This is a genomic window from Stenotrophomonas sp. FSL W7-1447 (assembly GCF_037966425.1).
Classification (GTDB): Bacteria; Pseudomonadota; Gammaproteobacteria; order Xanthomonadales; family Xanthomonadaceae; genus Stenotrophomonas; species Stenotrophomonas pavanii.
In genome coordinates, this window is the sequence record NZ_CP150199.1 from 3640780 (window position 1) to 3663741 (window position 22962).

Sequence of the window (22962 nt, forward strand, 5' to 3'; positions counted from 1 at the left end):
GATCGAGTCAATCGTTGACGTTGATCCAGCCCACCACCTCACCCTGTCTGGGGTTGCGGTAGCGCAGCTTCACCCAGCCGTCCCGTTCATCCAGCAGCTCCACGCGGTCGCCCTGGACCAGGTAACGCCTGGTGCTGGATGCGCCGGGTTGGTCGAACAGGAACAGGCGCGCGGGCACCACCGCGGCCTGCCGACCACGCAACGGTCCATCCGGCGGAGCACCCAGGCCATCGGCGATGGCACTTTCCAGCACGCGGCCGGCGGCATCATAGGTGCGCCAGACTGCCAACGGGCCCTGCTCGTCGGTCTGGTTCCACTGCAGCGCGGCGTTCAACGTATCGCCCAGCATCAGCACGCGCTCGGCGCGGTACAGATGGAGTGTCGCGCCTGCGAAGCGATACTGGTCGGTGTACCACATCGGGCCGCTGCGGCAGCTGCTGGTCAGCGTGCGGCTCGGACGGTCGACCGTCAGCCCCATCAGCTCACCGCAGCTGTCCTTGCCGTGGGTCTCGGCCTGCAGCACGCGGAATGCCTCAACGGCCGGATCGAACCGGTACACCGCCACCGCTTCGTTGACCATGCCTACCGGAGCGCGTGCGACCAGTTCCGGGTAACCATCGAAATCGACATCTTCGAGCGACCAGCGCGAATTGCCGTCGGCATCGGCCGCGCCGGCCAGCGTCTGGCGCTTGCCCGAGGGTGACAGCTGCACCGCGATGCTGCCGTCCTGCTGCGGATCGGCATGCGCCTGCACATGCGCGGCCACCTGGAAGCGCAGCGTTTCTCCGTCGTCCCCACCCGCCTGCGCCGTCGGTGCCAGTACGCCTGCCAATGCCAGGCCCAGCAGGCATTTCCTGTAGTTCATCATTGCTCCCTGCGGCACCGCGGCGGCACCTTCAACTCAGAACGATACCTCGACCGCCTGCCGCGACCACAGCACCGACTGATGCCGGGTCTGCTGCTTCCACGCCAGGCGGATCGCCTCGATGTCGGCGCGGCGCTGCGGGGTGTCCTCGTGCAGCACCACCAGCACCTTGGTGCGCAGGCGGTTGGGCGCGGCATCGCCGCGGAACAGCCACTGGCCGTAGGCATCAAACACGGTCAGGCCGTCCGGGAAGCGCGGCGTTACTTCCTTGTCCAGGAAGGCGCGCCACTGCGCGTCGCTGATGGTGTCGGCCTGCGGGCGGTTGCCGGCCCCCTGCTCCTCGCCCACCCCGAAGTACAGCTCGCTGCGCACCCAGCCATGGCCGGCGGAAGGGCGGGCAGCATCGCCCTTCAGTTCGGCGGTGGTGGCCGTGGCATAGGCGCTGGGCGCCTGCGAAGACAGGCTGGCGCAGCCACTGGTGGCCAGCAGCACGGCGAAGACGAGGCCAAGGTGTTTCATCGGTACAGCTCCGGGGAAGGGGGACAGGGCGAGCCGGCAGCGTACAGCGCCACCGGCCCGGCGTGCTGATGCCAACCGGGCTTCAGCTCATGCCGGACCGGCAGGGACTTGCATCGGCACCGGCCATCACGCGAAGATAATATATCGCTTCATCCGGATGGATTTAAGTGAAACTATCTCCCCCTTCCCCGTCGTCGTTGTTGCTGGAGCCCCCCATGTCCGCCCGCCTGCCCGCGTCGCCGCTCGGCCTCGCCATCGCCCTCGCGCTTTCCTCCGCTGCCGCCCCGGCCCTGGCCCAGGACGCCACCAACCTGGACACCGTGATCGTCACCGGCACCCGTGCCGCAGACCGCACCGTGCTCGAATCCACCTCGCCGGTGGATGTGCTCACCGCCGAGGACATCCGCAAGGCCGGCGTGGTCAACGGCGAACTGGGCAGCGCGCTGCAGGCGCTGCTCCCGTCGTTCAACTTCCCGCGCCAGTCCAACTCCGGTGGCGCCGACCACGTGCGCGCGGCGCAGTTGCGTGGTCTGTCGCCGGACCAGGTGCTGGTGCTGGTCAACGGCAAGCGCCGCCACCACACCGCACTGGTCAACACTGACAGCAAGATCGGCAAGGGCACCACCCCGGTCGATTTCAATTCGATCCCGGTCAGCGCGATCAAGCGCATTGAAGTGCTGCGCGATGGTGCCGGTGCGCTGTACGGATCGGACGCCGTGGCCGGCGTGATCAATGTGATCCTCGACAACGGCGGCGACGGTGGCGAGATCGAGGCCAGCTACGGTGCCAACCACACCGACCTCAAGCCGATCGGCCGCACCCTCACCGACGGCCAGACCGGCAACATCAACGCCAAGGTCGGCACCTCGCTGGGCGAGGACGGCGGCTTCCTGCGCGTCGGCCTGGAATACAAGCACCGCAACGGCACCAACCGCGCCGGCTTCGACCAGATTCCGCCGTGGGACCAGACGCCGGACAACCTGGCGCTGCAGGGCAAGCGCAACTACGTGCTGGGCGATGGCAAGAGCAAGGACATCAACCTGTGGCTGAACACCGAGGTCCCGGTGGGACAGACCTCGACGTTCTACGCGTTCGGTACCTTCAACCAGCGTGACACCGAAGGCGCCAACTACTTCCGCTATCCCGATGGCGAGGCCAACTGGAAGCAGGTCTATCCGAACGGTTACCGGCCCATTTCCGAAGGCGAGAACCGCGACGTGCAGGCCGTGGCCGGCGTGCGCGGGCAGTGGGGCGAATGGAGCTACGACGGCAGCCTGGATTACGGCCAGAACGACTTCACCTACCGCCTGCGCGATTCGCTCAACGCCTCGCTGGGCCCGACCAGCCCGACCCGCTTCAAGACTGCCGATTACCAGTACGCACAGACGGTGGGCAATCTCGATCTGAGCCGCGTGTTCACCCAGAGCGACAGCATCAGCCACACCCTGGGCCTGGGCGTGGAAGCGCGCCATGAGCGCTACCAGACCCGCCCCGGCGACCCGGCCAGCTATGCGGCCGGCCCGTACACCGACCGCCCGACCGGTTCGCAGGCCGGTGGCGGCCTGACCCCACAGGACGCCGCCACCCTGGCGCGCGACGTGGCCAGCGCCTATGCCAGCCTGTCCAGCCAGTTCGGCGATCACTTCTCCAGCGATCTGGCCGCCCGCTACGAGCACAACGACGACTTTGGCGGCGAACTGACCGGCAAGCTCGGCCTGCGCTACGAATTCACCCCGGCGTTCGCATTGCGCGGTGCCATCTCCAACAACTTCCGCGCGCCGTCGCTGGCGCAGATCGGCTACGAATCCACCTCCACCGGTTACAACGCCGGCGGCCAGCTGGTGCAGGGCCGCCTGCTGTCGGTCAACAATCCGATCGCGCGTGGCTTGGGTGCGCAGAACCTGAAGCCGGAGAAGTCGATCAACACCTCGCTGGGCTTCACCAGCCGCATCGGCGAGCACTTCGACCTGTCACTGGACTTCTTCCAGATCGACATCGATGACCGCATCGCGCTGTCGGAGAGCATCACCGGTGACGCACTGACTGATTACGTGGCCGCCAACTACGGCGTCAGCGGACTGCAGAGCGCCAGCTTCTTCGTCAATGCCGCCGATACCCGCACCCGTGGCGCCGAGCTGGTAAGCAACTGGCGGCAGTCGCTGGGCGATGGCCAGCTGCTGCTGACCGGCACCTACGCCTACACCAAGACCACGCTGAAGAATGTACTGGCCACGCCGGCGCAGCTGCGCGCCCTGAACCCGGACTACGTACTGTTCGGCATCGAGGAAACCAACACCCTGACCGATGCCACCCCGCGCACGCGTGGCAGCTTCTCGGCCGCCTGGAACAACGACCACTGGTCGCTGAGCACCCGCGTGAACCGCTACGGCAGCGCCACCCGCGTGTTCAATTTCGGCGATGGCTACATCCCGCGCCAGACCTACCAGGCCGAGTGGCAGCTGGATGCGGAAGTGGAGTACCGCATCACCCCGCGCTGGAGCGTGGCCATCGGCGGCCAGAACCTGACCGACAACTACCCGGATCGATCCAACAACGACATCTACTACTTCGGCAACCTGCCGTACGACGTGCTGTCGCCGATCGGCAGCAACGGTGCGTATTACTACGGCCGCGTCCGCTATACGTTCTGACTCGCCAGTCTGGTAGGTAGTGCCGGCCGCTGGCCGGCAACCTCAGGGTGCCGGCCAGCGGCCGGCACTACCCCGATCAGTAGCCTGTCCTCGACCCCACGTACACGCCGGCGCTGGCAGGCTGGGCGTCATGGCTGAATCGCTCCCCCTGCGTCCGCCACCGCCATTGCTGGACGACGCCTGTGCGTTGTTTCTCGATGTCGATGGCACCCTCGTCGAATTCGCTGCACGACCGGATGCCGTGCAGCTCCTGCCGGATGTGCGTGAAGCCATCGGCCGCATCAGTGACCGCCTGGAAGGCGCCGTGGCACTGGTCAGTGGCCGACCGCTTGAACAGCTGGACCAGCTGTTCGCTCCCCTCCAGCTGCCTGCCGCCGGCCTGCATGGGCATGAGTTGCGCGGCCACGATGGTCGCGTGCTGCGCGACGAACACGATGACGACACCGCCGAATGGCTGCACGCACTGCACCAGCAGGCGATGCGCTTCGCCCACGGCCATCCCGGCGTGCTGGTGGAGGACAAGGGCGTCGGCCTGGCCCTGCACTGGCGCGGCGCGCCGCACGCGGCCAGTGACGTGCGCACCTTTGCCAACCGCCACGTGCGCGGCCGGCCCGGTTACCGCCTGCAGCCGGGCGACCACGTGGTCGAATTCGTTCCGGTAGGCAGCGACAAGGGGCGCGCCGTGCGCCGGATGATGCAGTACCTGCCCTTCCGCGGCCGTCTTCCGGTCTTCCTCGGCGATGACCTCACCGATGAATTCGGCTTCGACGCCGCCAACGTCCAGCACGGCTGGAGCGTGCTGGTGGGTGAACGTGAACCCAGCGCGGCGGTGTTTGCGCTGCCCGACATACGCAGCGTGCACGCCTGGCTGCGTGAGAATGCCTATTGACCCGGCCAACCCCCACGGCCGCAACCGAGATGTACCGCGTGATGACCCAACCCGATCTTGATCTGGGCGTGGTCGGCAACGGCAGCTTCGGCGCCTTGGTCGACAAACATGCCCGCGTCGTCTGGAGCTGCCTGCCCACCTTCGACGGCGACCCCACCTTCTGCGCCCTGCTCGGCCCCAACCAGCAGACCGGCGGCGACTTCGCCATCGAACTGGAAGACTTCGCCGGCAGCGAGCAGGAGTACCTCACCAACACGGCGATCCTGCGTACCGTCCTGCGCGACGCGCACGGCGGCGAGCTGGAAATCCTCGACTTCGCCCCACGCTGGCGGCAGAACGACCGCTTCTACCGGCCGGTCAGCCTGATCCGCCAGGTGCGCCCGCTGGCCGGCAGCCCACGCATCACCGTGCGTGCGCGCCCGCTGGCTGACTGGGGCGCACGCGTGCCGGAGTCGACCTGGGGCAGCAACCATGTGCGCTGGATCCTGCCCGAGCACGTGCTGCGGCTGACCACCGATGTGCCGGTGCGCTTCGTGCGCGATGGCCTGCCGTTCGTGCTCAACCATCCCATCCACCTGATCCTGGGCGTGGATGAGTCGCTCAACCGCTCGATCAGCGGTTATGTGCAGGAAGCCTTCCAGCGCACCCGCGACTACTGGCGCGAATGGGTGCGCTACCTGTCCATCCCGCTGGAATGGCAGGACGCGGTGATCCGCAGCGCGATCACCCTGAAGCTGTGCCAGTACGAAGACAGCGGCGCGATCATCGCGGCGATGACCACCTCCATTCCGGAAGCGCCGGGCAGCGTGCGCAACTGGGACTACCGCTACTGCTGGCTGCGCGACGCGGCCTTCGTGGTGCGGGCGTTGAACCGTCTCGGCGCGACGCGCACGATGGAACAGTTCCTCGGCTACATCTTCAACCTGGCCACCACCGACGGCACGCTGCAGCCGCTGTATGGCATCGGCTTCGAAGCGAAGCTGGACGAAGATGAGGTTCCCAGCCTGTCCGGCTACCGCGGCATGGGCCCGGTGCGCCGTGGCAACCTGGCCTGGGTACAGCGCCAGCACGATGTCTACGGCAGCGTGGTGCTGGCCTCCACGCAGCTGTTCTTCGACCGCCGCCTGCAGGATCCCGGCGACGCACACACCTTCGCCCGCCTCGAACCGCTGGGCGAACAGGCCTTCGCCCTGCATGACGTGCCCGATGCGGGCCTGTGGGAGTTCCGTGGCCGCACCGAGGTGCACACCTACACCAGCGCGATGTGCTGGGCCGCCTGCGACCGCCTGTGCAAGATCGCCGTGCGCCTCAAGCGCGATGACCGTGCGCACTATTGGCGCGAGCGCGCCGACACCATCCATGCGCGCATCATGGCTGAGTCCTGGAATGAGGAACTGGGCCACTTCACCGATACCTTCGGCGGCCATCGCTTGGACGCCTCGCTCCTGCTGCTGGCCGACATCGGCTTCATCGACGCGATGGACGCCCGCTTCATCGCCACCGTCGATGCGATCGGCCGCGACCTCAAGCATGGCAATTCGCTGTACCGCTATGTCGCGCCGGATGACTTCGGCGAGCCGGAGACCAGCTTCACCATCTGCACGTTCTGGTACATCGATGCGCTGGCGGCGATCGGGCGCATGGACGAGGCGCGCGAGATGTTCGAGCTGCTGCTGAAGCAGCGCAACCACCTGGGCCTGCTGTCGGAGGATCTGGCCTTCGACAGCGGCGAGGCCTGGGGCAATTTCCCGCAGACCTATTCGCACGTCGGCCTGATCACCGCCGCGATGCGCCTGTCGCGGTCCTGGCAGGAGGCATCGTGAGTCGTCTGGTCGTGGTTTCAAATCGTGTGGCCGTACCCGGCGAGAACCGCGCCGGCGGCCTAGCTGTCGGCCTGCTGGCCGCCCTGAAGGAACGCGGCGGCCTGTGGTTCGGCTGGAGCGGCAAGACGGTAAAGGATGGCAGCGGTACGCTGCACCGGCAGAAGGACGGTGACATCGACTACGTCACCATGGACCTGAGCAAGCGCGAGGTGGACGGCTACTACAACGGCTTTGCCAACCGCACGCTGTGGCCGCTGCTGCACTTCCGCCTGGATCTGGTCGACTACGACCGTGCCACCCGCGAGACCTACCACAAGGTCAATGCGCTGTTCGCCGACAAGCTCGCGCCCTTGCTGCGCGAGGACGACATCGTCTGGATCCACGACTACCACCTGATCCCGCTCGGTGCACTGCTGCGCGAGCGCGGCATCGGCTGCCGCATCGGCTTTTTCCTGCATATCCCGATGCCCTCGGCCGACCTGCTGCAGGCGATGCCCGATCACCTGCGGTTGTTCTCCGCGCTCTACGCGTATGACCTGGTGGGCTTCCAGACCCAGCGCGATGCCGATCGCTTCCAGACCTACCTGCGCCTGTTCGGCGGCGGTCGCGTGCTCGACAACGGCACGCTGGAAGCGCCGGGCGGGCGCCGTTTCCGCGCAGCGGCGTTCCCGATCGGCATCGACACCGAGCTGATCGCGCGCCAGGCCGGCACCGCCGCGACCAAGACCGCGGTGAAGAACCTGCGCAACAGCCTGCGTGACCGCCAGCTGGCGATCGGCGTCGACCGCCTGGATTATTCCAAGGGCCTGCCCGAGCGCTTCCTCGGCTTCGAACGGTATCTTGAGCGCCATCCGGACCAGCGCGGCTCGCTGACCTACCTGCAGATCGCCCCGGTCTCGCGCGGCGATGTCACCGAGTACCGGCAGCTGCGCAGCCAGCTGGAACAGATCGCCGGGCACATCAACGGTGGCCACGCCGAACCTGACTGGACACCGCTGCGCTACGTCAACCAGAACTTCACCCATGCCACCCTCACCGGCTTCTACCGGGCGGCGGCGGTCGGCCTGGTTACGCCGTTGCGCGATGGCATGAACCTGGTGGCCAAGGAATACGTCGCCTCGCAGGACCCGGAGGATCCCGGCGTGCTGGTGCTGTCGCTGCTGGCCGGCGCCGCCGACGAACTCAAGCAGGCACTGCTGGTGAACCCGCACGACCTGGATGGCGTTGCCGACGCCATCGCCACCGCGGCGACGATGTCGCTGCGCAAGCGCAAGGAGCGCTGGCACGCCATGATGGAACACCTGCGCACCTACGACATCAACCACTGGCGCCGCAGCTACCTGGACGCGCTGGAAGGCTGAAGGAAAAAAGGGGACGGAGGGGATTAAGTCGTTTATGCACAAACGACTTAATCCCCTCCGTCCCCTTTTCTTCAATCCAGGAATCGCGCGGCCTGCTCCGGTGCAGGCAGGTGGCAGGCGTCATGCCGGCCGAACCAGCGATAGCGGTTCCGTGCGAGCGCGCGATAGGCTGCATCGCGCCAGCGACGCGGCACCATCCGCATTACGCCGCTCAGGCGCCATGCACCGCCCAGCCCGGCCAGTACACGCAGGATCGCATCGGTATCGGTCCACGCGCCCTGCGCGTCCAGCAGCAGGAACGACGCCGGGTCCTGCGGGTCCAGCCCGTGCGCGCGCAGCAGCGCACTGCCCCGCTCGCCCTGCATCGCTGCAAAGCGATAACGTTGCTTGCGGTCGAAACGCAGCAGGAAGCGCACCCAGCGATTGCACAGGGCGCATACGCCATCAAACACGATCACCGGGTTGCCTGCCCCGGCGGCGGCCTCACTGCGGTTCGAGCCAGCCTTCATAACGGATCAGGGCTCCCACCCAGGGCAACGTGACATCAACCCGGAAAGTGTAACGCTCGCCCTCCCCGGCCTCCCGACACTGCACGCCCGCAAACCACCGTGCCGGCAGCGGCAGCAGCCCGAACGCCCAGACCCGCCGCACCGACCAGTCGATGCCACCTTCGCGGGCCTGCAGCGCGAACTCGAAACGCACCGCGCCCAGCTGCTCGCGCAGATGCCCCTCATGCGCCCACAGCCGCGACACCATCGGCCAGCGGCCGAACCGTCGCGCCCACTGCTCGCCCTGCCGGTAGTGGTTGAACGCCACCTCGGTGGGCAGCGCGTCACCGTCCTGTGGCAACCGCGCCAACGCAGCCAGCAGCGGCACCAGCCAGTGCCGCCCCCTCACGATGCGCGCCTGTCCCACGTAGCGGCAGGGCAACGGCGCGGCATGCAGCGCCTGCACCGGCCCTGCCAGGGTGGCGAAGGCCGGCCCCAGCACGCGCGCGAACAGCGGCGTGGTCAGGGCGCGATCCAGGCCAGGGTCGCCATGCGCCCGGTACGACGGTCGCGCCGGTGCGAATACAGGTCCGGATCGGCCATGGTCGACACCGTGCCGCCATACACCTGTGCCGGGTCCATCCCCGCAGACTGCAGGCGCTGCCGCGCCAGCGCGAACAGGTCCACCTTCCAGTGGCCTGCGCGGGTGGCCACGAACGCCGCCTCGGCGGCCGGATCATGGCCGACGAAGGCGTGATAGACCTCCTCGCCGATCTCATAGTCGGCCGGCCCGGCGGCCGGGCCCAGCCAGGCCCGCAGCTGCGCCGGCGGCGTCTGCAGGGCGGCCACCGTGGCCTCCAGCATGCCGTCGGCCAGCCCCCGCCAGCCGGCATGGGCCGCGCCCACCTCGCTGCCATCGGCGGCGGCAAACACCACCGGCAGGCAGTCGGCGGTCAGGATCGCCAGCACCACGCCCGGCACCGAGGTTACCGCCGCGTCGGCCACCGGCTCGCTCGCGCCGGGCACCGGCGGTGCATCGAAGCGCAGCACGGTGCTGCTGTGCACCTGGCGCAGCCAGTGCGGTGCCGACGGCAGTGCCAGTCCCTGTTGCAGCAGCTGGCGGTTGTGCTCCACGTTGGCCGGGGTATCCCCATCGGCCGCGTGCCGGTTGCCCAGGTTGAACTGCGCGAACGGCGCCGGCGAGATGCCCGCGCCGTGCCGGCGCGTGGTCAGCGCATGGACGCCTGCGGGCGCCGGCCAGTCGGCCTGCAGCAACGGCAGCGCGGCTGCCATCACCAGCGGTCCCGCTCGCGGGCGGCGAAGGCTTCGCTGTCTTCGCGCAGCACCTTCATCAGGTGCAGCATGTCCTCCGGCACCGGCGCGGTATTGCGCACCGGCTCACCGGTGATCGGGTGCGTGAACTCCAGGGTCTCGGCGTGCAGTGCCTGGCGCTTGAAGCCGCGCAGCGCGGCGACCAGTTCGTCGCTGGCGCCCTTGGGCAGCTTCAGCGCGCCGCCGTACAGCGGGTCGCCGATGATCGGATGGCGCACGTGTGCCATGTGCACGCGGATCTGGTGGGTACGGCCGGTTTCCAGGCGACACTCCAGCGCGGTGTGTGCCCGGAAGCGCTCGCGCAGGCGGTAATGGGTCACCGCTTCCTTGCCGTCCTCGCGCACCGCCATCTTCAAGCGATCACGCGGGTGGCGGTCGATCGGGGCATCGGCAGTACCACCGGCCACCAGCGCGCCCATCACGATGGCCAGGTACTGGCGGTGCACGTCACGTGCCGCCAGCTGCTCGACCAGCGCGGTCTGCGCTTCCAGGGTCTTGGCCACCACCATCACGCCGCTGGTGTCCTTGTCCAGGCGGTGCACGATGCCGGCGCGCGGCAGCACCGCCACCGACGGGTCGCGGAACAGCAGCGCGTTGACCAGGGTGCCGCTGTGGTTGCCGGCACCCGGATGGACCACCAGGCCGACCGGCTTGTTGATCACCAGCACGTGCTCGTCCTCGAACAGCACGTCCAGCGGGATGTCCTCCGGCAGCGCGTCGGTCTGGGTTTCCAGCACCACATTGAGGGTCACGACCTCGCCGCCGCGCAGCGGATCGCGCGGGCGCACCTGGGCACCGTCCAGCAGGACCTCACCGGCCTTGATCCACTCGGTCAGCCGCGAACGCGAGTATTCGGGGAACAGTTCGGCCACGACCGCGTCGAAACGGCGGCCGGCGGCGGTGTCGGGGACGATGGCCTGGCGGGCCGATTCAGAGGGTTGTTCAGACATGGCAGGGGGCATTCTTTGAAATTTTGGGGTCCCGGCGGCCGGTTTCAGTCGCTGGACAGGACACTAGGCTATCATCGACCCTTCGTATTCCAGCCGCGTCCCGCCTCGACCCCATGATCCGACGCTCCGCCATGCTCTCCGCGCCCGTCCGCCTCACCGCCCTGCTGCTGGTGCTGGTCATCGCCGCAACCGGCTGCCACCGCGGCGCCAAGAAGGGTGATCGCCCCGACGAAGGCGTGCCGGTCGAACAGCTGTACGAGAAAAGCCACAAGCTGATGCAGGGCGGCAACTGGAGCGGCGCCGAAGCCAGCTTCCGTCGCCTGGTGGCCCAGTATCCCTACGGCCCGTACACCGAGCAGGCGATGATCGAAACCGCCTACGCCCAGTACAAGGCCGGCAAGCACGATGACGCCGTGTCCAGCATCGACCGCTTCATCCGGACCTACCCGACGCACCGCAACATTGCGTACCTGTACTACCTGCGCGGCCTGGCCAACTCCAATCGCAGTACGGTTTTCCTGCGCCGCGTATGGTCACTGGATGCCAGCCGCCGCGACCTGTCCACGCCGCACCAGGCGTACTCGGACTTCAACATCGTGGTTGATCGCTACCCGAACAGCCGCTATGCCGCCGATGCGCGCCAGCGCATGCTGGAGCTGCGTGACGTGTTTGCCCAGCACGAGCTGGACAACGCCCTGTACTACATGCGCCGCGGCGCCTGGGTCTCGGCCGTGGGCCGCGCCAACTACCTGCTGGAAACCTACCCGCAGAGCGCCTTCCAGTACGACGCCGTGGCCGTGCTGGCCGATTCCTACACCCACCTGGGCAACAAGACCCTGGCCGACGACGCCCGCCGCGTCCTGCAGCTGAACCAGCCGGACCACCCGTGGCTGGAAGGCAAGTGGCCGAAGTACCCGTGGATGATCCGCAAGCTGAACCCGTTCGCCGGCGAGAAGTCCGCCAGCACCGGCCAGCGCAACGCGCGACTGGAAAAGAAGTAAGAGAGGGCCCCGGAAGGGGCCTTTTCTTTGTCGGTCGATCCACGCCATGCGTGGACCACGACACTCGGAATGCTACGAATCCCCGGCGGTTGCGACGGCGGTCGCATCCTGCCCGGGCGTGGGTGTCCACACTGCGGCGCTGCGGCCACACCGGCCATCACGGAGCGCCCCATGCCGACACGGCCCTGTAGTTTCCGTTTCCTGTCCTGTCTTCTCGCCAGCGCCCTGCTGGCGCTGACCCTGGCGCCCGCGGCCTTCGCGCGGGGCGCACCGGGCGATCTGCTGTCTGCCGCGCCCTATCGCGCGCCCTGGGTGCCGTCCAGGGCCGCCCAGGCGTACAAGCTGCACTACCGCACCCCGGATCACCACGGCGCGCTGGCCGAAGGCACCGGCCTGCTGTACCTGCCCGCCGGCACGCCGCCCATCGGCGGTTGGCCGGTGGTGTCGTGGGCGCATGGCACCCAGGGCATTGCGGACCGTTGTGCGCCCTCGGTCTCCGGCCCCACCCATGCCGAACGCGACGGGCGCTTCCTGGACGTGTTCCTGGCCCGGGGCTATGCCGTCGCCGCCGCCGACTACCAGGGCCTGGGCAGTCCAGGCCGCCATGCCTACCTGCACGTGCGTACCGCGGCGCGCAACACCATCGACATGGTCAAGGCGAGCCGGCAGTACCTGGGCGCAGCAGCGTTGTCGCCGCGCTGGGTCTCGGTAGGCTATTCGCAGGGGGGCGCAGCCGCGCTGGTCGCCGGGCACCTGGCGGCTTCCCATGGCGGGCCCTCACTGCGGTACCGCGGCAGTTTCACCGCCGGAACGCCGACCGCCGTCGAACTGACCGCGCTGGTGATGAAACCCGACAACCGCACTGCCAATCCCGGCGCGCTCAACGCGTATCACGCGTACCTGCTCGACGGCCTGCTGCAGGTTGCGCCGCAGGTCGACCGGGTACTGAGCGATGCCGGGCGCGCCCGCATTGCACTGGCACGCGAGCAGTGCCTGGGTGATCTGGCCAGCACGCTCGACGGCATGGATACCGGCAGCATGTTCACTGCACCGCTGACCGGCGTGCCGGGCATCTGGACGATGCTGCATGACTACCTGGGCGTGCCGCGCCGCGGCTTCAGCCAGCCGCTGATGCTGGCCCATGGCAGCGAGGACCGCGATGTCCCCTATCTGACGACCCTGCTGTATGCCGCAGGCCTGGCCCTGCGCGGCGAGCCGGTCGCGTTCCGGCGCTATCCGGTCGACCACCGCGGCACGCTGGACGCAGCGGCGGCCGATGGCCTGGCGTTCGTGCGTGCGCGACTGGAGGACGACGCCTTCAACGACGCTGCGGAGATCGCAGGCCTCGAACAGATGCTCGACGAAGCCCGGTAGATTCACGCCATGCCGGATACGCGATCCAGGACGTTGCCGGCCAGCGGCCGGCACTACCGACCGCGGTAGATCCACGCCATGCGTGGATGCGCGGGATACAGGTTGCCGGCCAGCGGCCGGCACTACCGAGCACGGTAGATCCACGCCATGCGTGGATGCGCGCGATACGGGCTGCCGGCCAGCGGCCGGCACTACCGACCGCGGTAGATCCACGCCATGCGTGGATGCGCGCGATACGGGCTGCCGGCCAGCGGCCGGCACTACCGACCGCGGTAGATCCACGCCATGCGTGGATGCGCGCGATACGGGCTGCCGGCCAGCGGCCGGCACTACCGAGCGCGGTAGATCCACGCCATGCGTGGATGCGCGGGATACGGGCTGCCGGCCAGCGGCCGGCACTACCGAACACGGTAGATCCACGCCATGCGTGGATGCGCGCGATACGAGCTGCCGGCCAGCGGCCGGCACTACCTGTCGACGGCTACCTCAGCCCTTGTAGCCGTTGCTGATCGGGTAGCGACGCTCGCGGCCGAACGCCCGGCGCGAGACCTTCGGCCCCGGCGCGGCCTGGTGCCGCTTCCACTCGCTGATGCGCACCAGGCGCAGCACGCGATCGACCACGGCCGCGTCGTAGCCGGCGCCCACGATCTCCGTGCGCGACTGCTCCTGGTCGATGTAGCGGTACAGGATGCCGTCCAGCACGTCGTAGGCCGGCAGCGAGTCCTGGTCCAGCTGGTTCTCGCGCAGCTCGGCCGATGGCGGGCGGCTGATCACCGCCGGTGGAATCACCGGTGCGCCGCCCACGGTATTGCGCCACTTGGACAGGCCGAACACTTCGGTCTTGTACAGGTCCTTCAGCGGCGCATAGCCACCGCACATGTCACCGTAGATGGTGGCGTAGCCGACCGCGTACTCACTCTTGTTGCCGGTGGTCAGCAGCAGGCCGCCGAACTTGTTGGCCAGCGCCATCAGGATCACGCCGCGGCTGCGCGATTGCAGGTTCTCTTCAGTCACGTCCGGCGCGCTGCCTTCGAACATCGGCGCCAGCGATTCCATCAGGCCCTTGAACGCCGGCTCGATCGACACGGCCTCAAGCTTCACCCCCAGCGCCCGGCACTGCTCGGCGGCCAGGTCGTTGGACAGGCCGGCGGTGTAGCGCGACGGCAGGCGCACGGCGGTCACGTTCTCCGCGCCCATCGCATCCACGGCCAATGCCAGCACCAGGGCCGAGTCGATGCCACCGGACAGGCCCAGCCACACCTTCTTGAAGCCGTTCTTGCGGCAGTAATCCTGGATGCCGCGCGTCACCGCGCGCCAGGCCAGCGCGTCCATGCTTTCGTCGCCGTCGTCCATCCACACGTGCGGCATGAAGCGGCGGCTGTCGCCGTCGTACTCCACCACCAGCCACTGGTCGACGAAAGCGGCGGCGGCCGGGTGCACCGTGCCATCACCGTCGGCCACCACCGAGGCGCCATCGAACACCAGCGCGTCCTGGCCACCGACCACGTTGAGATAGGCGATCGCCGCCCCGCTCTCGCGGGTTCGTGCGGCCAGCACAGCATCACGCTGGGCGTGCTTGCCACGCTCGTACGGCGAAGCATTGGGCACCACGACCAGCTGCGCACCGGCGCGCACGGTGTCGGCCAGCGGTTCGGCAAACCACAGGTCCTCGCAGATCAGCAGCCCGACCGGAATACCGTTGACCTCGAACACGCAGCTGCCGCCATCCGGATCGACGTCGAAGTAGCGGCGTTCGTCGAACACGGCGTAGTTGGGGAGTTCGCGCTTGCGATAGGTCTGCTCCACCAGGCCATCACGCAGCACGCTGGCGGCGTTGTAGACCACCGCGCCAGCCGCCTGTGGCCAGCCAACCACGGCGGTGATGCCACGGCAGGCGGCGGCGATGCGGGTCATTGCCTGCTCGCACTCGTACAGGAAGCCCGGGCGCAGCAGCAGGTCTTCCGGCGGATAACCGCTCACCGCCAGCTCGGGGAACATCACCAGCTCGGCGCCGTACTCGTCGCGCGCCTGGCCGATCATCTCGATGATGCGCTCGGTGTTGCCGGCGACATCGCCAACCGGGAAGTCGAACTGCGCCATCGCGATACGGATCGAAGCCATGGGATTCCAGCCTGTGGTTGCAATGCCGCCATTGTAACGCCGGGGTCAGATCCCTTTTGCACAGCAAAAGGGATCTGACCCCACGCCAGACGCAGAAAGGCCGCCCGGAGGCGGCCTTTCTGTTTCAAGCAGCCGGCCAGCGGCCGGCGCTACAGCGTCGTCTGCCGGAGGCAGTCGATCTTATTTCACCAGCTTGGCGATGGCAGCGCCCAGGTCGCCCGGCGAACGGACGGTGACAACGCCCGCGGCTTCCATCGCGGCGAACTTGCCTTCCGCAGTGCCCTTGCCGCCCGAGGCGATCGCACCCGCGTGGCCCATGCGCTTGCCGGCCGGAGCCGACGCACCCGCGATGAAACCGACGACCGGCTTCTTCACGTGGTTCTTGATGTACTCGGCGCCGGCCTCTTCGGCGTCACCGCCGATTTCGCCGACCATGATGATGCCTTCGGTCTGCGGATCTTCGTTGAACAGCTTCAGGCAGTCGACGAAGTTCAAGCCGTTGATCGGGTCACCGCCGATGCCGATGCAGGTGGACTGGCCCAGGCCGACTTCGGTGGTCTGCTTGACCGCTTCATAGGTCAGGGTGCCCGAGCGCGACACGATGCCGATCTTGCCCGGCTTGTGGATGTGGCCCGGCATGATGCCGATCTTGCACTCGCCCGGAGTGATGACGCCCGGGCAGTTCGGCCCGATCAGCACGGTGTCCGGGTAGGAGCGGGTCAGCACGTTCTTGACGCGCAGCATGTCCAGCACCGGGATGCCTTCGGTGATGCAGACGATGACCTTGATGCCGGCAGCCGCGGCTTCCAGGATCGCGTCGGCCGCGAACGGCGGCGGCACGTAGATGACCGACGCGTTGGCGCCGGTGCTCTGCACGGCGTCGGCAACGGTGTTGAAGACCGGCAGGTCGATGTGGGTGGTGCCACCCTTGCCCGGGGTCACGCCGCCAACAACCTGGGTGCCGTACTCGATCATCTGAGTGGCGTGGAAGGTGCCCTGCTGGCCGGTGAAGCCCTGCACGATCACCTTGGTGTTCTTGTTAATCAAAACAGACATGGGAATTTCCTTCGGTGTCGTGGATCAGGCGGCGTTCTTGACCGCTTCAACGACCTTCTTGGCGCCGTCGTTGATGTTGTCAGCCGGGATGATGGCCATGCCGCTGTCACGCAGCAGCTGCTTGCCTTCTTCCACGTTGGTGCCTTCCAGGCGCACCACGACCGGAACCTTGACGCCCACTTCCTTCACGGCGGCGATGATGCCTTCGGCGATCATGTCGCAGCGGACGATGCCGCCGAAGATGTTGACGAAGATGCCTTCGACCTTGTCGGAGGACAGGATCAGCTTGAACGCTTCGATGACGCGCTGCTTGTTGGCACCGCCGCCCACGTCCAGGAAGTTCGCCGGCTCGCCGCCGTTGAGCTTGATGACGTCCATGGTGGCCATGGCCAGGCCGGCGCCGTTCACCATGCAGCCGATGTTGCCGTCCATGGTGACGTAGTTGATGTCCAGCTCCGAAGCGGTCACTTCGGTTTCATCTTCCTGGGACTTGTCGCGCATGGCGACCAGTTCCTTGTGGCGGAAGTTGGCGTTGTCGTCGCTGTTGAACTTGCCGTCCAGCGCGTACAGGTTGCCATCGTCCAGGATCGCCAGCGGGTTGATCTCAACCAGCGCCAGGTCCTTTTCGTTGAAGATGCGGTACAGGTTCACCATGATGTTGGCGAACTGGCCGGCCTGCTTGGCGGTCAGGCCCATCTTGAAGCCGATGTCACGGCCGTGGTAACCCTGCACGCCCTCGACGAAGTCCACGTTCAGGGTGTGGATCTTGTCCGGGGTCTCGGCAGCGACCTGCTCGATTTCCATGCCGCCTTCGGAAGAGGCGATGTAGCTGATGGTGCGGGTGCCGCGATCCACCAGGACCGACAGGTACAGCTCCTTGACGATCTCACCGGCGGTGGTCACCAGCACCAGGTTGATCGGCAGCTCGACGCCGGCGGTCTGGTAGGTGGCCATCTTGGTGCCGAGCATCTTGGCGGCTGCGGCCTTCACGTCGTCGACGGTCTTGCAGAACTTGACGCCGCCAGCCTTGCCGCGGCCGCCAGCGTGGATCTGCGCCTTGACCATCCAGGGGCCCTGGCCCAGCGACTGGGCGACTTCAACCGCCTCGTCCGGGGTCGCCGCGACCTTGCCGGCCGGGACCGGGATGCCGTATTCGGCAAGCAGTTGTTTTGCCTGGTATTCGTGGAAATTCATGCGTCACCGTGGGAATAGGAACGACCGCACGCAATTCCTCAGGGCCCCTGGAAGAGGCACCGGCACGGACCGCGGCGGGCCCACTATTGTGGCCGAGCCGGCGCCGGGGCGCAAAGAAGTCTGTACAAAACGCCACACCCGGCCAGATTTCCGCCGTCATTCAGGCAGTTGCGCCCGGGCGCACGCTGGCTACCGGTATCCATCCCGGGCCAAATGCGCGATCCGAACCGCGCCGGCGGCGTCCTGCCGGGGGCCCTATACTGGTCAGCCAGGGTGTGTCGCGTCGGGGTTGCTCGGCCGCGTTTACCCCGGGCCACATCGAAGCGACGTGCCCGTCCGGCCTCAGGGGACGCCGGGCAGGCCCGCCGCAGATTCCAGACCCAGGCAGCCAGAAGGGGAGTTCCGGCGTGTCACCCAGTGCTTCATTGATCGACCGCATCGAATCGATTCCGCGGCGTGAGCTGTATTTCTTCGCGCTGTACCGGGTGCTGATCGCCTCGGTCATCGCCGCCCTGCTCTACAGCCCGCTGTCGGCCATGGTCGGCGAAGCGCACCACCCGCGGCTGGCCGACACCGTCGCGGCGATCTACCTGGGATTGTCGCTGCTGGCGCTGGTGATCGGCCGCAACGAACGCTGGCTGCGCCCGATCGTGGTCAGCGGCGTGCTGGTGGACATCGTCGCCGCCACCCTGCTGTCACATGCCCTGCCCGGTGCCAGCGCCGGCATCTCGATGTCGCTGCTGTTCAACATCGCCGCCGCCGCCACCCTGCTCCCGCTCAGCCTGGGGCTGGGCCTGGCGCTGGCCGCCAGCCTCGCCACCGGCGTCGAATACACCTGGAAGCTGCTGGAAGGCGGCGACCCCACCCGTACCCTGGCCGAACTGGCCATGTTCGCGACCAGCTACCTGGCCCTGGCCTTCATCAGCTACCAGGTCGGCAGCCGCGCGCGCCGCAACCAGCAACTGGCCAACCAGCGCGGCGACGAAGTGGCCAACCTGTTCCAGATCAACGAGCTGATCATCCGCCGCATGCGCACCGGCGTGCTGGTGGTCGACGCCGACAACCGCGTCACCCTGGCCAACGAGGCCGCCTCGATGCTGCTCGGTGACAGCGACGGCAGCGGCGAAAGCGGCCGCCTGGACCTGGCCAGCGCCGCCCCGGAACTCGCCCGCCGGCTGCAGCGCTGGCGCAACGGCTGGGCGCAGGACGAACTGCCGCTGCAACTCAACCCCGACCAGCCCGAAGTGCAGCCGCGCTTTGCCCGCCTGCTGGCCGGCAGCGACCTGGCCCTGGTGTTCCTGGACGACTCCAGCGTGGTCTCGCGCCGCGCCGAATCGCTCACCCTGTCGGCGATGGGTCGCTTCTCGGCCAGCCTTGCCCACGAGATCCGCAACCCACTGGCCGCGATCAACTACGCGGTGCAACTGCTGGAAGAAGGCACCGGCTTCAACGAAAGCGACCGCCGCCTGCTGCAGATCATCCGCCAGCAGTGCCAGCGCACCAACGGCATCGTCGAAAGCGTGCTGGGCCTGGCCCGGCGCGAGCGCGCCACGCCCGAGAACGTCGACCTGGCCGCCTTCGTGCGCCGCTTCGTGCTGGAGTACAAGCAGGGTCAGACGCTGGAGACCGACAGCATCGAGCCGATCATCAGTGACACCTCGGTGCTGGCCCAGGTCGACACCAAGCACCTCTACCAGGTGCTGACCGTGCTGGTGCACAACGCGCTCAAATATGGCCGCATCGGCCAGCAGCCGGCACGGGTGCGCCTGCGCGTGGCGCAGCACGAGCGCAGTGCGGTCATCGACGTGATGGACCGTGGCCCCGGCATTCCCGAGAGTGTGGCCGCACAGTTGTTCCGGCCCTTCTTCACCACCTCCGAGCACGGCACCGGGCTGGGCCTGTACATCGCCCGCGAGCTGTGCCGGGCCAACCAGGCGCGGCTTGACTACATCCCGGTTCCGGCCGGTGGCTCCTGCTTCCGCCTGGTGCTTCCCGGCCCGCATACCCTGCTGCCGAGCTGATTCCGTGCGTCAAACATTTGTCGCTTCCAGCCCCCTCGTTTATCTTCTCCGCCCATGAACGAAACCCGCAGCGCCCTCGTCGTCGACGACGAACGCGACATCCGCGAACTGCTGGTACTGACGCTCGGCCGCATGGGGCTGCGCATCAGTACGGCAGCCAACCTTGCCGAAGCGCGCGAACTGCTGGCCAGCAATCCGTACGACCTGTGCATCACCGACATGCGCCTGCCGGACGGCAACGGCATCGAGCTGGTCAGCGAGATCGCCCACCACTACCCGCGCACGCCGGTGGCGATGATCACCGCCTTCGGCAGCATGGACCTGGCCGTGGAAGCGCTGAAAGCCGGCGCCTTCGACTTCGTCAGCAAGCCGGTGGACATCGCCGTGCTGCGCGGCCTGGTCAAGCACGCGCTGGAACTGAACAACACCGAGCGCCCCGCGCCCGGCCCCGCCGCCGAACAGGGCGCACGCCTGCTCGGCGATTCGCCGGCCATGGACGTGCTGCGTACCACCATCGGCAAGGTCGCGCGCAGCCAGGCGCCGGTCTACATCCTCGGCGAATCCGGCGTGGGCAAGGAGCTGGTCGCACGCACCATCCACGCCCAGGGCGCCCGCGCGGCCGGCCCGTTCGTGCCGGTCAACTGCGGCGCCATTCCCGGCGAGCTGATGGAGAGTGAGTTCTTCGGCCACCGCAAGGGCAGCTTCAGCGGCGCCCACGCCGACAAGCCCGGGCTGTTCCAGGCCGCGCACGGCGGCACCCTGTTCCTCGACGAAGTTGCCGAGCTGCCCCTGCAGATGCAGGTGAAGCTGCTGCGCGCGATCCAGGAGAAGTCGGTGCGCGCGGTGGGCGCTGCCACCGAAGAACCGGTGGACGTGCGCATCCTCTCGGCCACCCACAAGGACCTGGCCGAACTGGTCGAGGACGGGCGCTTCCGCCACGACCTCTACTACCGCATCAACGTGATCGAACTGAGGGTGCCGCCGCTGCGCGAGCGTCGCCAGGACCTGCCGGAACTGGCCGCATCGGTGCTAGCTCGGCTGGCCCGCAGCCATGGCCGCCCGACGCCGCTGCTGGCGCCGTCGGCGTTGGACGCGCTGGCCCAGTACGCCTTCCCCGGCAACGTGCGCGAACTGGAGAACATCCTGGAACGCGCGCTGGCACTGGCCGAGGAAGATTGCATCGGCGCCGACGACCTGCGCCTGCCGCAGCATGCCCCGCGCACGCCCGGCAGCGCAGCGCCCGCCGAAGCCGTGGTGGACCTGCAACCCGGCAGCGCCGCCCTGCCCTCGTACATCGAACAACTCGAGCGCAGCGCCATCCAGCGCGCGCTGGAAGAAAACCGCTGGAACAAGACCCGCACCGCCGCGCAGCTGGGCATCACCTTCCGCGCGCTGCGCTACAAGCTGAAGAAGCTGGGGATGGAGTAAGGACAGGGCCCGACGCGGGCCCACCAACGGGTAGTGCCGGCCGCTGGCCGGCAACCTCATGCATCGCGGCATCCACGCATGGCGTGGATCGACCTCAATCCTTGGTAACGCGGTTGATCTCGGCCAGGCTGGTGATCCCGGCCGCCGCCTTCTTCAACGCCGACTGGCGCAGGTCGTTCACCCCGATCTGCTGCGCGGCCTCGGCAATCTGCAACGCATTGCCACCGGCCAGCACGATCGTGGCGATCTCGTCGGTCATCGGCATCACCTGGTAGATACCGGTACGGCCCTTGTAGCCCTCGGTGCATTCGTCACAGCCGACCGCCTCGTACAGTTCGATACCCGCATCCAGCTGCGCCTGGGTGAAGCCTTCAGCCAGCAGCGCGTGCTCCGGCAGGTTGGCCGGGCGCTTGCAGTTGTTGCACAACCGGCGCGCCAGGCGCTGGGCAATCACCAGCGTCACCGAACTGGTGATGTTGTACGGCGCAATGCCCATGTTCATCAGGCGCGCGATGGTCTGCGGCGCATCGTTGGTATGCAGCGTGGACAGCACCATGTGGCCGGTCTGGGCCGCCTTGATCGCGATCTCGGCCGTCTCCAGGTCGCGGATTTCGCCGACCATGATGATGTCCGGGTCCTGTCGCAGGAACGAGCGCAGTGCCGCGGCGAAGGTCATGCCGCGCTTGTTGTTCTGCTGCACCTGGTTGACGCCGGGCAAGCGGATTTCCACCGGGTCTTCGGCGGTGGAGATGTTACGCGTCTCGTCGTTGAGGATGCCCAGCGCGGTGTACAGCGACACCGTCTTGCCCGAACCGGTCGGGCCGGTCACCAGCACCATGCCGTAGGGCTTGTGGATGGCGTCCAGGAACAGCTTCTGCTGGTCCGGCTCGTACCCCAGCTTGTCGATGCCCAGCTTGGCCGCGCTGCCGTCCAGGATACGCAGCACCACCTTCTCGCCGAACAGGGTCGGCAGGGTGCTCACGCGGAAGTCGATCTGCTTGGTCTTGGACAGGTTGAGCTTGATGCGTCCGTCCTGCGGCACGCGCTTCTCGGCGATGTCCAGCTGCGCCATCACCTTCAGGCGTGCGGCGATACGCTGGTTCAGCTTCACCGGCGCGCGCGCGACCATCTTCAGCAGGCCATCAATGCGCAGGCGCACGCGGTAGTCGTCTTCATAGGGCTCGAAGTGGATGTCCGAGGCGCCCTTGCGGATCGCGTCCACCAGCACCTTGTTGACGAACTTCACCACCGGGGTGTCGTCGCCCTTGGCGTCGATGCCGGAGTCACCGCCCCCGGAAATGTCCTCGTCACCGCCGGACACATCCAGGTTGCCAATGCCATCGTCGTCACCGCCCAGCGCGTCGCCCAGCGTGTCATGGCTGGCATGCCACTGCTCGAGCGTGCGGCGGATCTGGTCTTCATCCACCAGGATCGGCTCCACCACCAGGTTGGTGTGGAACTTGATCTCGTCCAGCGAATGGGTCGGATTGCTGGTGCCCACGAACAGCTTGCCGCCGCGTTTGAACAGCGGCAGCACGTTGTGCTTGCGCAGCAGTTCCTCGCTGACCAGGCTCATTGCGTTCTGGCTGGCGTCGAACGTGGACACGTCGAACAGCGGCATGCCGAACTCGACCGCGTTGGCGGCCGCCAACTGGGCCGCCCCGACCACCTTGTTCTGCGCGAACCAGGTCGGCAGCGGCTGGCGGGCCGCAGCGGCCTTGGCCATGGCGTCACGGGCAGAAGCCTCGTCCAGGGCGCCATCCTGGACCAGGCGACGGGCCAGGCCGGTGATGCCGACGAGATTGGCGGTGGTTACGGTGTTCATCTACTGGTCTCTTGCCTATCAACGCCTGTGATATCGAATTTTGTACCTTGCACCCGTGAATCAT

The 22962-nt window shown here is 67.6% G+C and carries 18 protein-coding genes; 8 read left to right on the plus strand and 10 right to left on the minus strand.

Annotation, left to right across the window (positions count from 1 at the left end):
- Window positions 1-7: 7 nt before the first annotated feature.
- Together NSQ78_RS16985 and NSQ78_RS16990 are read right to left on the minus strand one after the other, a co-directional pair.
- Window positions 8-865 carry an SH3 domain-containing protein gene (locus tag NSQ78_RS16985; RefSeq protein ID WP_064239681.1) on the minus strand — a complete coding sequence of 286 codons (858 nt, stop codon included), beginning with the start codon at window positions 863-865 and terminating at the stop codon, window positions 8-10.
- 36 nt (window positions 866-901) lie between these two features.
- Complete coding sequence (locus NSQ78_RS16990) at window positions 902-1384, minus strand: DUF3574 domain-containing protein (protein WP_053461179.1); 483 nt, start codon at window positions 1382-1384, stop codon at window positions 902-904.
- Window positions 1385-1599: 215 nt separating this feature from the next.
- Between NSQ78_RS16990 and NSQ78_RS16995 the strand changes: the two genes are divergently transcribed.
- From NSQ78_RS16995 to otsA, 4 genes are all read left to right on the plus strand, one after another.
- Entirely contained in the window at window positions 1600-4035 is a 2436-nt protein-coding gene (locus NSQ78_RS16995) for a TonB-dependent receptor (RefSeq protein WP_149901975.1), read from the plus strand.
- A gap of 130 nt (window positions 4036-4165) precedes the next feature.
- Window positions 4166-4924, plus strand: a complete 759-nt coding sequence (gene otsB, locus NSQ78_RS17000; protein WP_049467582.1) for a trehalose-phosphatase — start codon at window positions 4166-4168, stop codon at window positions 4922-4924.
- A gap of 41 nt (window positions 4925-4965) precedes the next feature.
- On the plus strand, window positions 4966-6747 hold the full coding sequence (locus NSQ78_RS17005) for a glycoside hydrolase family 15 protein (protein ID WP_049467587.1): 1782 nt from the start codon (window positions 4966-4968) through the stop codon (window positions 6745-6747).
- A complete protein-coding gene (gene otsA, locus NSQ78_RS17010) occupies window positions 6744-8108 on the plus strand; it encodes an alpha,alpha-trehalose-phosphate synthase (UDP-forming) (protein WP_049467583.1) in 1365 nt (454 codons plus the stop codon). Before NSQ78_RS17005 ends, otsA begins: the two co-directional genes overlap by 4 nt.
- Before the next feature lie 71 nt (window positions 8109-8179).
- Here the strand turns inward: otsA and NSQ78_RS17015 are convergent, their stop codons facing one another.
- Genes NSQ78_RS17015 through rluD form a run of 4 tightly spaced genes read right to left on the minus strand, consistent with a single transcriptional unit; the run spans window position 8180 to window position 10878 of the window.
- A complete protein-coding gene (locus tag NSQ78_RS17015) occupies window positions 8180-8617 on the minus strand; it encodes a thiol-disulfide oxidoreductase DCC family protein (RefSeq protein ID WP_053461182.1) in 438 nt (145 codons plus the stop codon).
- The gene (locus tag NSQ78_RS17020; protein ID WP_064239072.1) at window positions 8592-9098 is read right to left on the minus strand and encodes a DUF4166 domain-containing protein; all 507 of its coding nucleotides are present in this window, start codon (window positions 9096-9098) and stop codon (window positions 8592-8594) included. The genes NSQ78_RS17015 and NSQ78_RS17020 overlap by 26 nt, the downstream gene beginning before the upstream one ends.
- Before the next feature lie 20 nt (window positions 9099-9118).
- Entirely contained in the window at window positions 9119-9889 is a 771-nt protein-coding gene (pgeF, locus tag NSQ78_RS17025) for a peptidoglycan editing factor PgeF (RefSeq protein ID WP_049437910.1), read from the minus strand.
- Window positions 9889-10878, minus strand: a complete 990-nt coding sequence (rluD, locus tag NSQ78_RS17030; RefSeq protein WP_053461185.1) for a 23S rRNA pseudouridine(1911/1915/1917) synthase RluD — start codon at window positions 10876-10878, stop codon at window positions 9889-9891. The genes pgeF and rluD overlap by 1 nt, the downstream gene beginning before the upstream one ends.
- Window positions 10879-10991: 113 nt before the next feature.
- Between rluD and NSQ78_RS17035 the strand changes: the two genes are divergently transcribed.
- Both NSQ78_RS17035 and NSQ78_RS17040 read left to right on the plus strand, forming a co-directional pair.
- Window positions 10992-11879 carry an outer membrane protein assembly factor BamD gene (locus tag NSQ78_RS17035; RefSeq protein ID WP_032960726.1) on the plus strand — a complete coding sequence of 296 codons (888 nt, stop codon included), beginning with the start codon at window positions 10992-10994 and terminating at the stop codon, window positions 11877-11879.
- A 171-nt stretch (window positions 11880-12050) separates the two neighbouring features.
- Entirely contained in the window at window positions 12051-13253 is a 1203-nt protein-coding gene (locus tag NSQ78_RS17040; protein ID WP_064239073.1) for a lipase family protein, read from the plus strand.
- Window positions 13254-13739: 486 nt separating this feature from the next.
- Here the strand turns inward: NSQ78_RS17040 and NSQ78_RS17045 are convergent, their stop codons facing one another.
- The 3 genes from NSQ78_RS17045 to sucC form a co-directional block, all read right to left on the minus strand.
- Complete coding sequence (locus NSQ78_RS17045; RefSeq protein WP_064239074.1) at window positions 13740-15374, minus strand: NAD+ synthase; 1635 nt, start codon at window positions 15372-15374, stop codon at window positions 13740-13742.
- Window positions 15375-15554: 180 nt separating this feature from the next.
- Window positions 15555-16430 (minus strand): succinate--CoA ligase subunit alpha, encoded by an 876-nt coding sequence (sucD, locus tag NSQ78_RS17050; protein ID WP_005418610.1) that lies wholly within the window; start codon window positions 16428-16430, stop codon window positions 15555-15557.
- Between the two features lie 24 nt (window positions 16431-16454).
- A complete protein-coding gene (gene sucC, locus NSQ78_RS17055) occupies window positions 16455-17624 on the minus strand; it encodes an ADP-forming succinate--CoA ligase subunit beta (protein WP_005418614.1) in 1170 nt (389 codons plus the stop codon).
- Between the two features lie 407 nt (window positions 17625-18031).
- Between sucC and NSQ78_RS17060 the strand changes: the two genes are divergently transcribed.
- Together NSQ78_RS17060 and NSQ78_RS17065 are read left to right on the plus strand one after the other, a co-directional pair.
- On the plus strand, window positions 18032-19645 hold the full coding sequence (locus NSQ78_RS17060; protein ID WP_049471427.1) for an ATP-binding protein: 1614 nt from the start codon (window positions 18032-18034) through the stop codon (window positions 19643-19645).
- 54 nt (window positions 19646-19699) lie between these two features.
- On the plus strand, window positions 19700-21073 hold the full coding sequence (locus tag NSQ78_RS17065; protein WP_049471425.1) for a sigma-54 dependent transcriptional regulator: 1374 nt from the start codon (window positions 19700-19702) through the stop codon (window positions 21071-21073).
- Between the two features lie 94 nt (window positions 21074-21167).
- Here NSQ78_RS17065 and pilB read toward each other — a convergent pair whose 3' ends face one another.
- Window positions 21168-22898, minus strand: coding sequence for a type IV-A pilus assembly ATPase PilB (pilB, locus tag NSQ78_RS17070; RefSeq protein ID WP_053506935.1), 1731 nt, complete (start codon window positions 22896-22898; stop codon window positions 21168-21170).
- Window positions 22899-22962 lie beyond the last annotated feature (64 nt).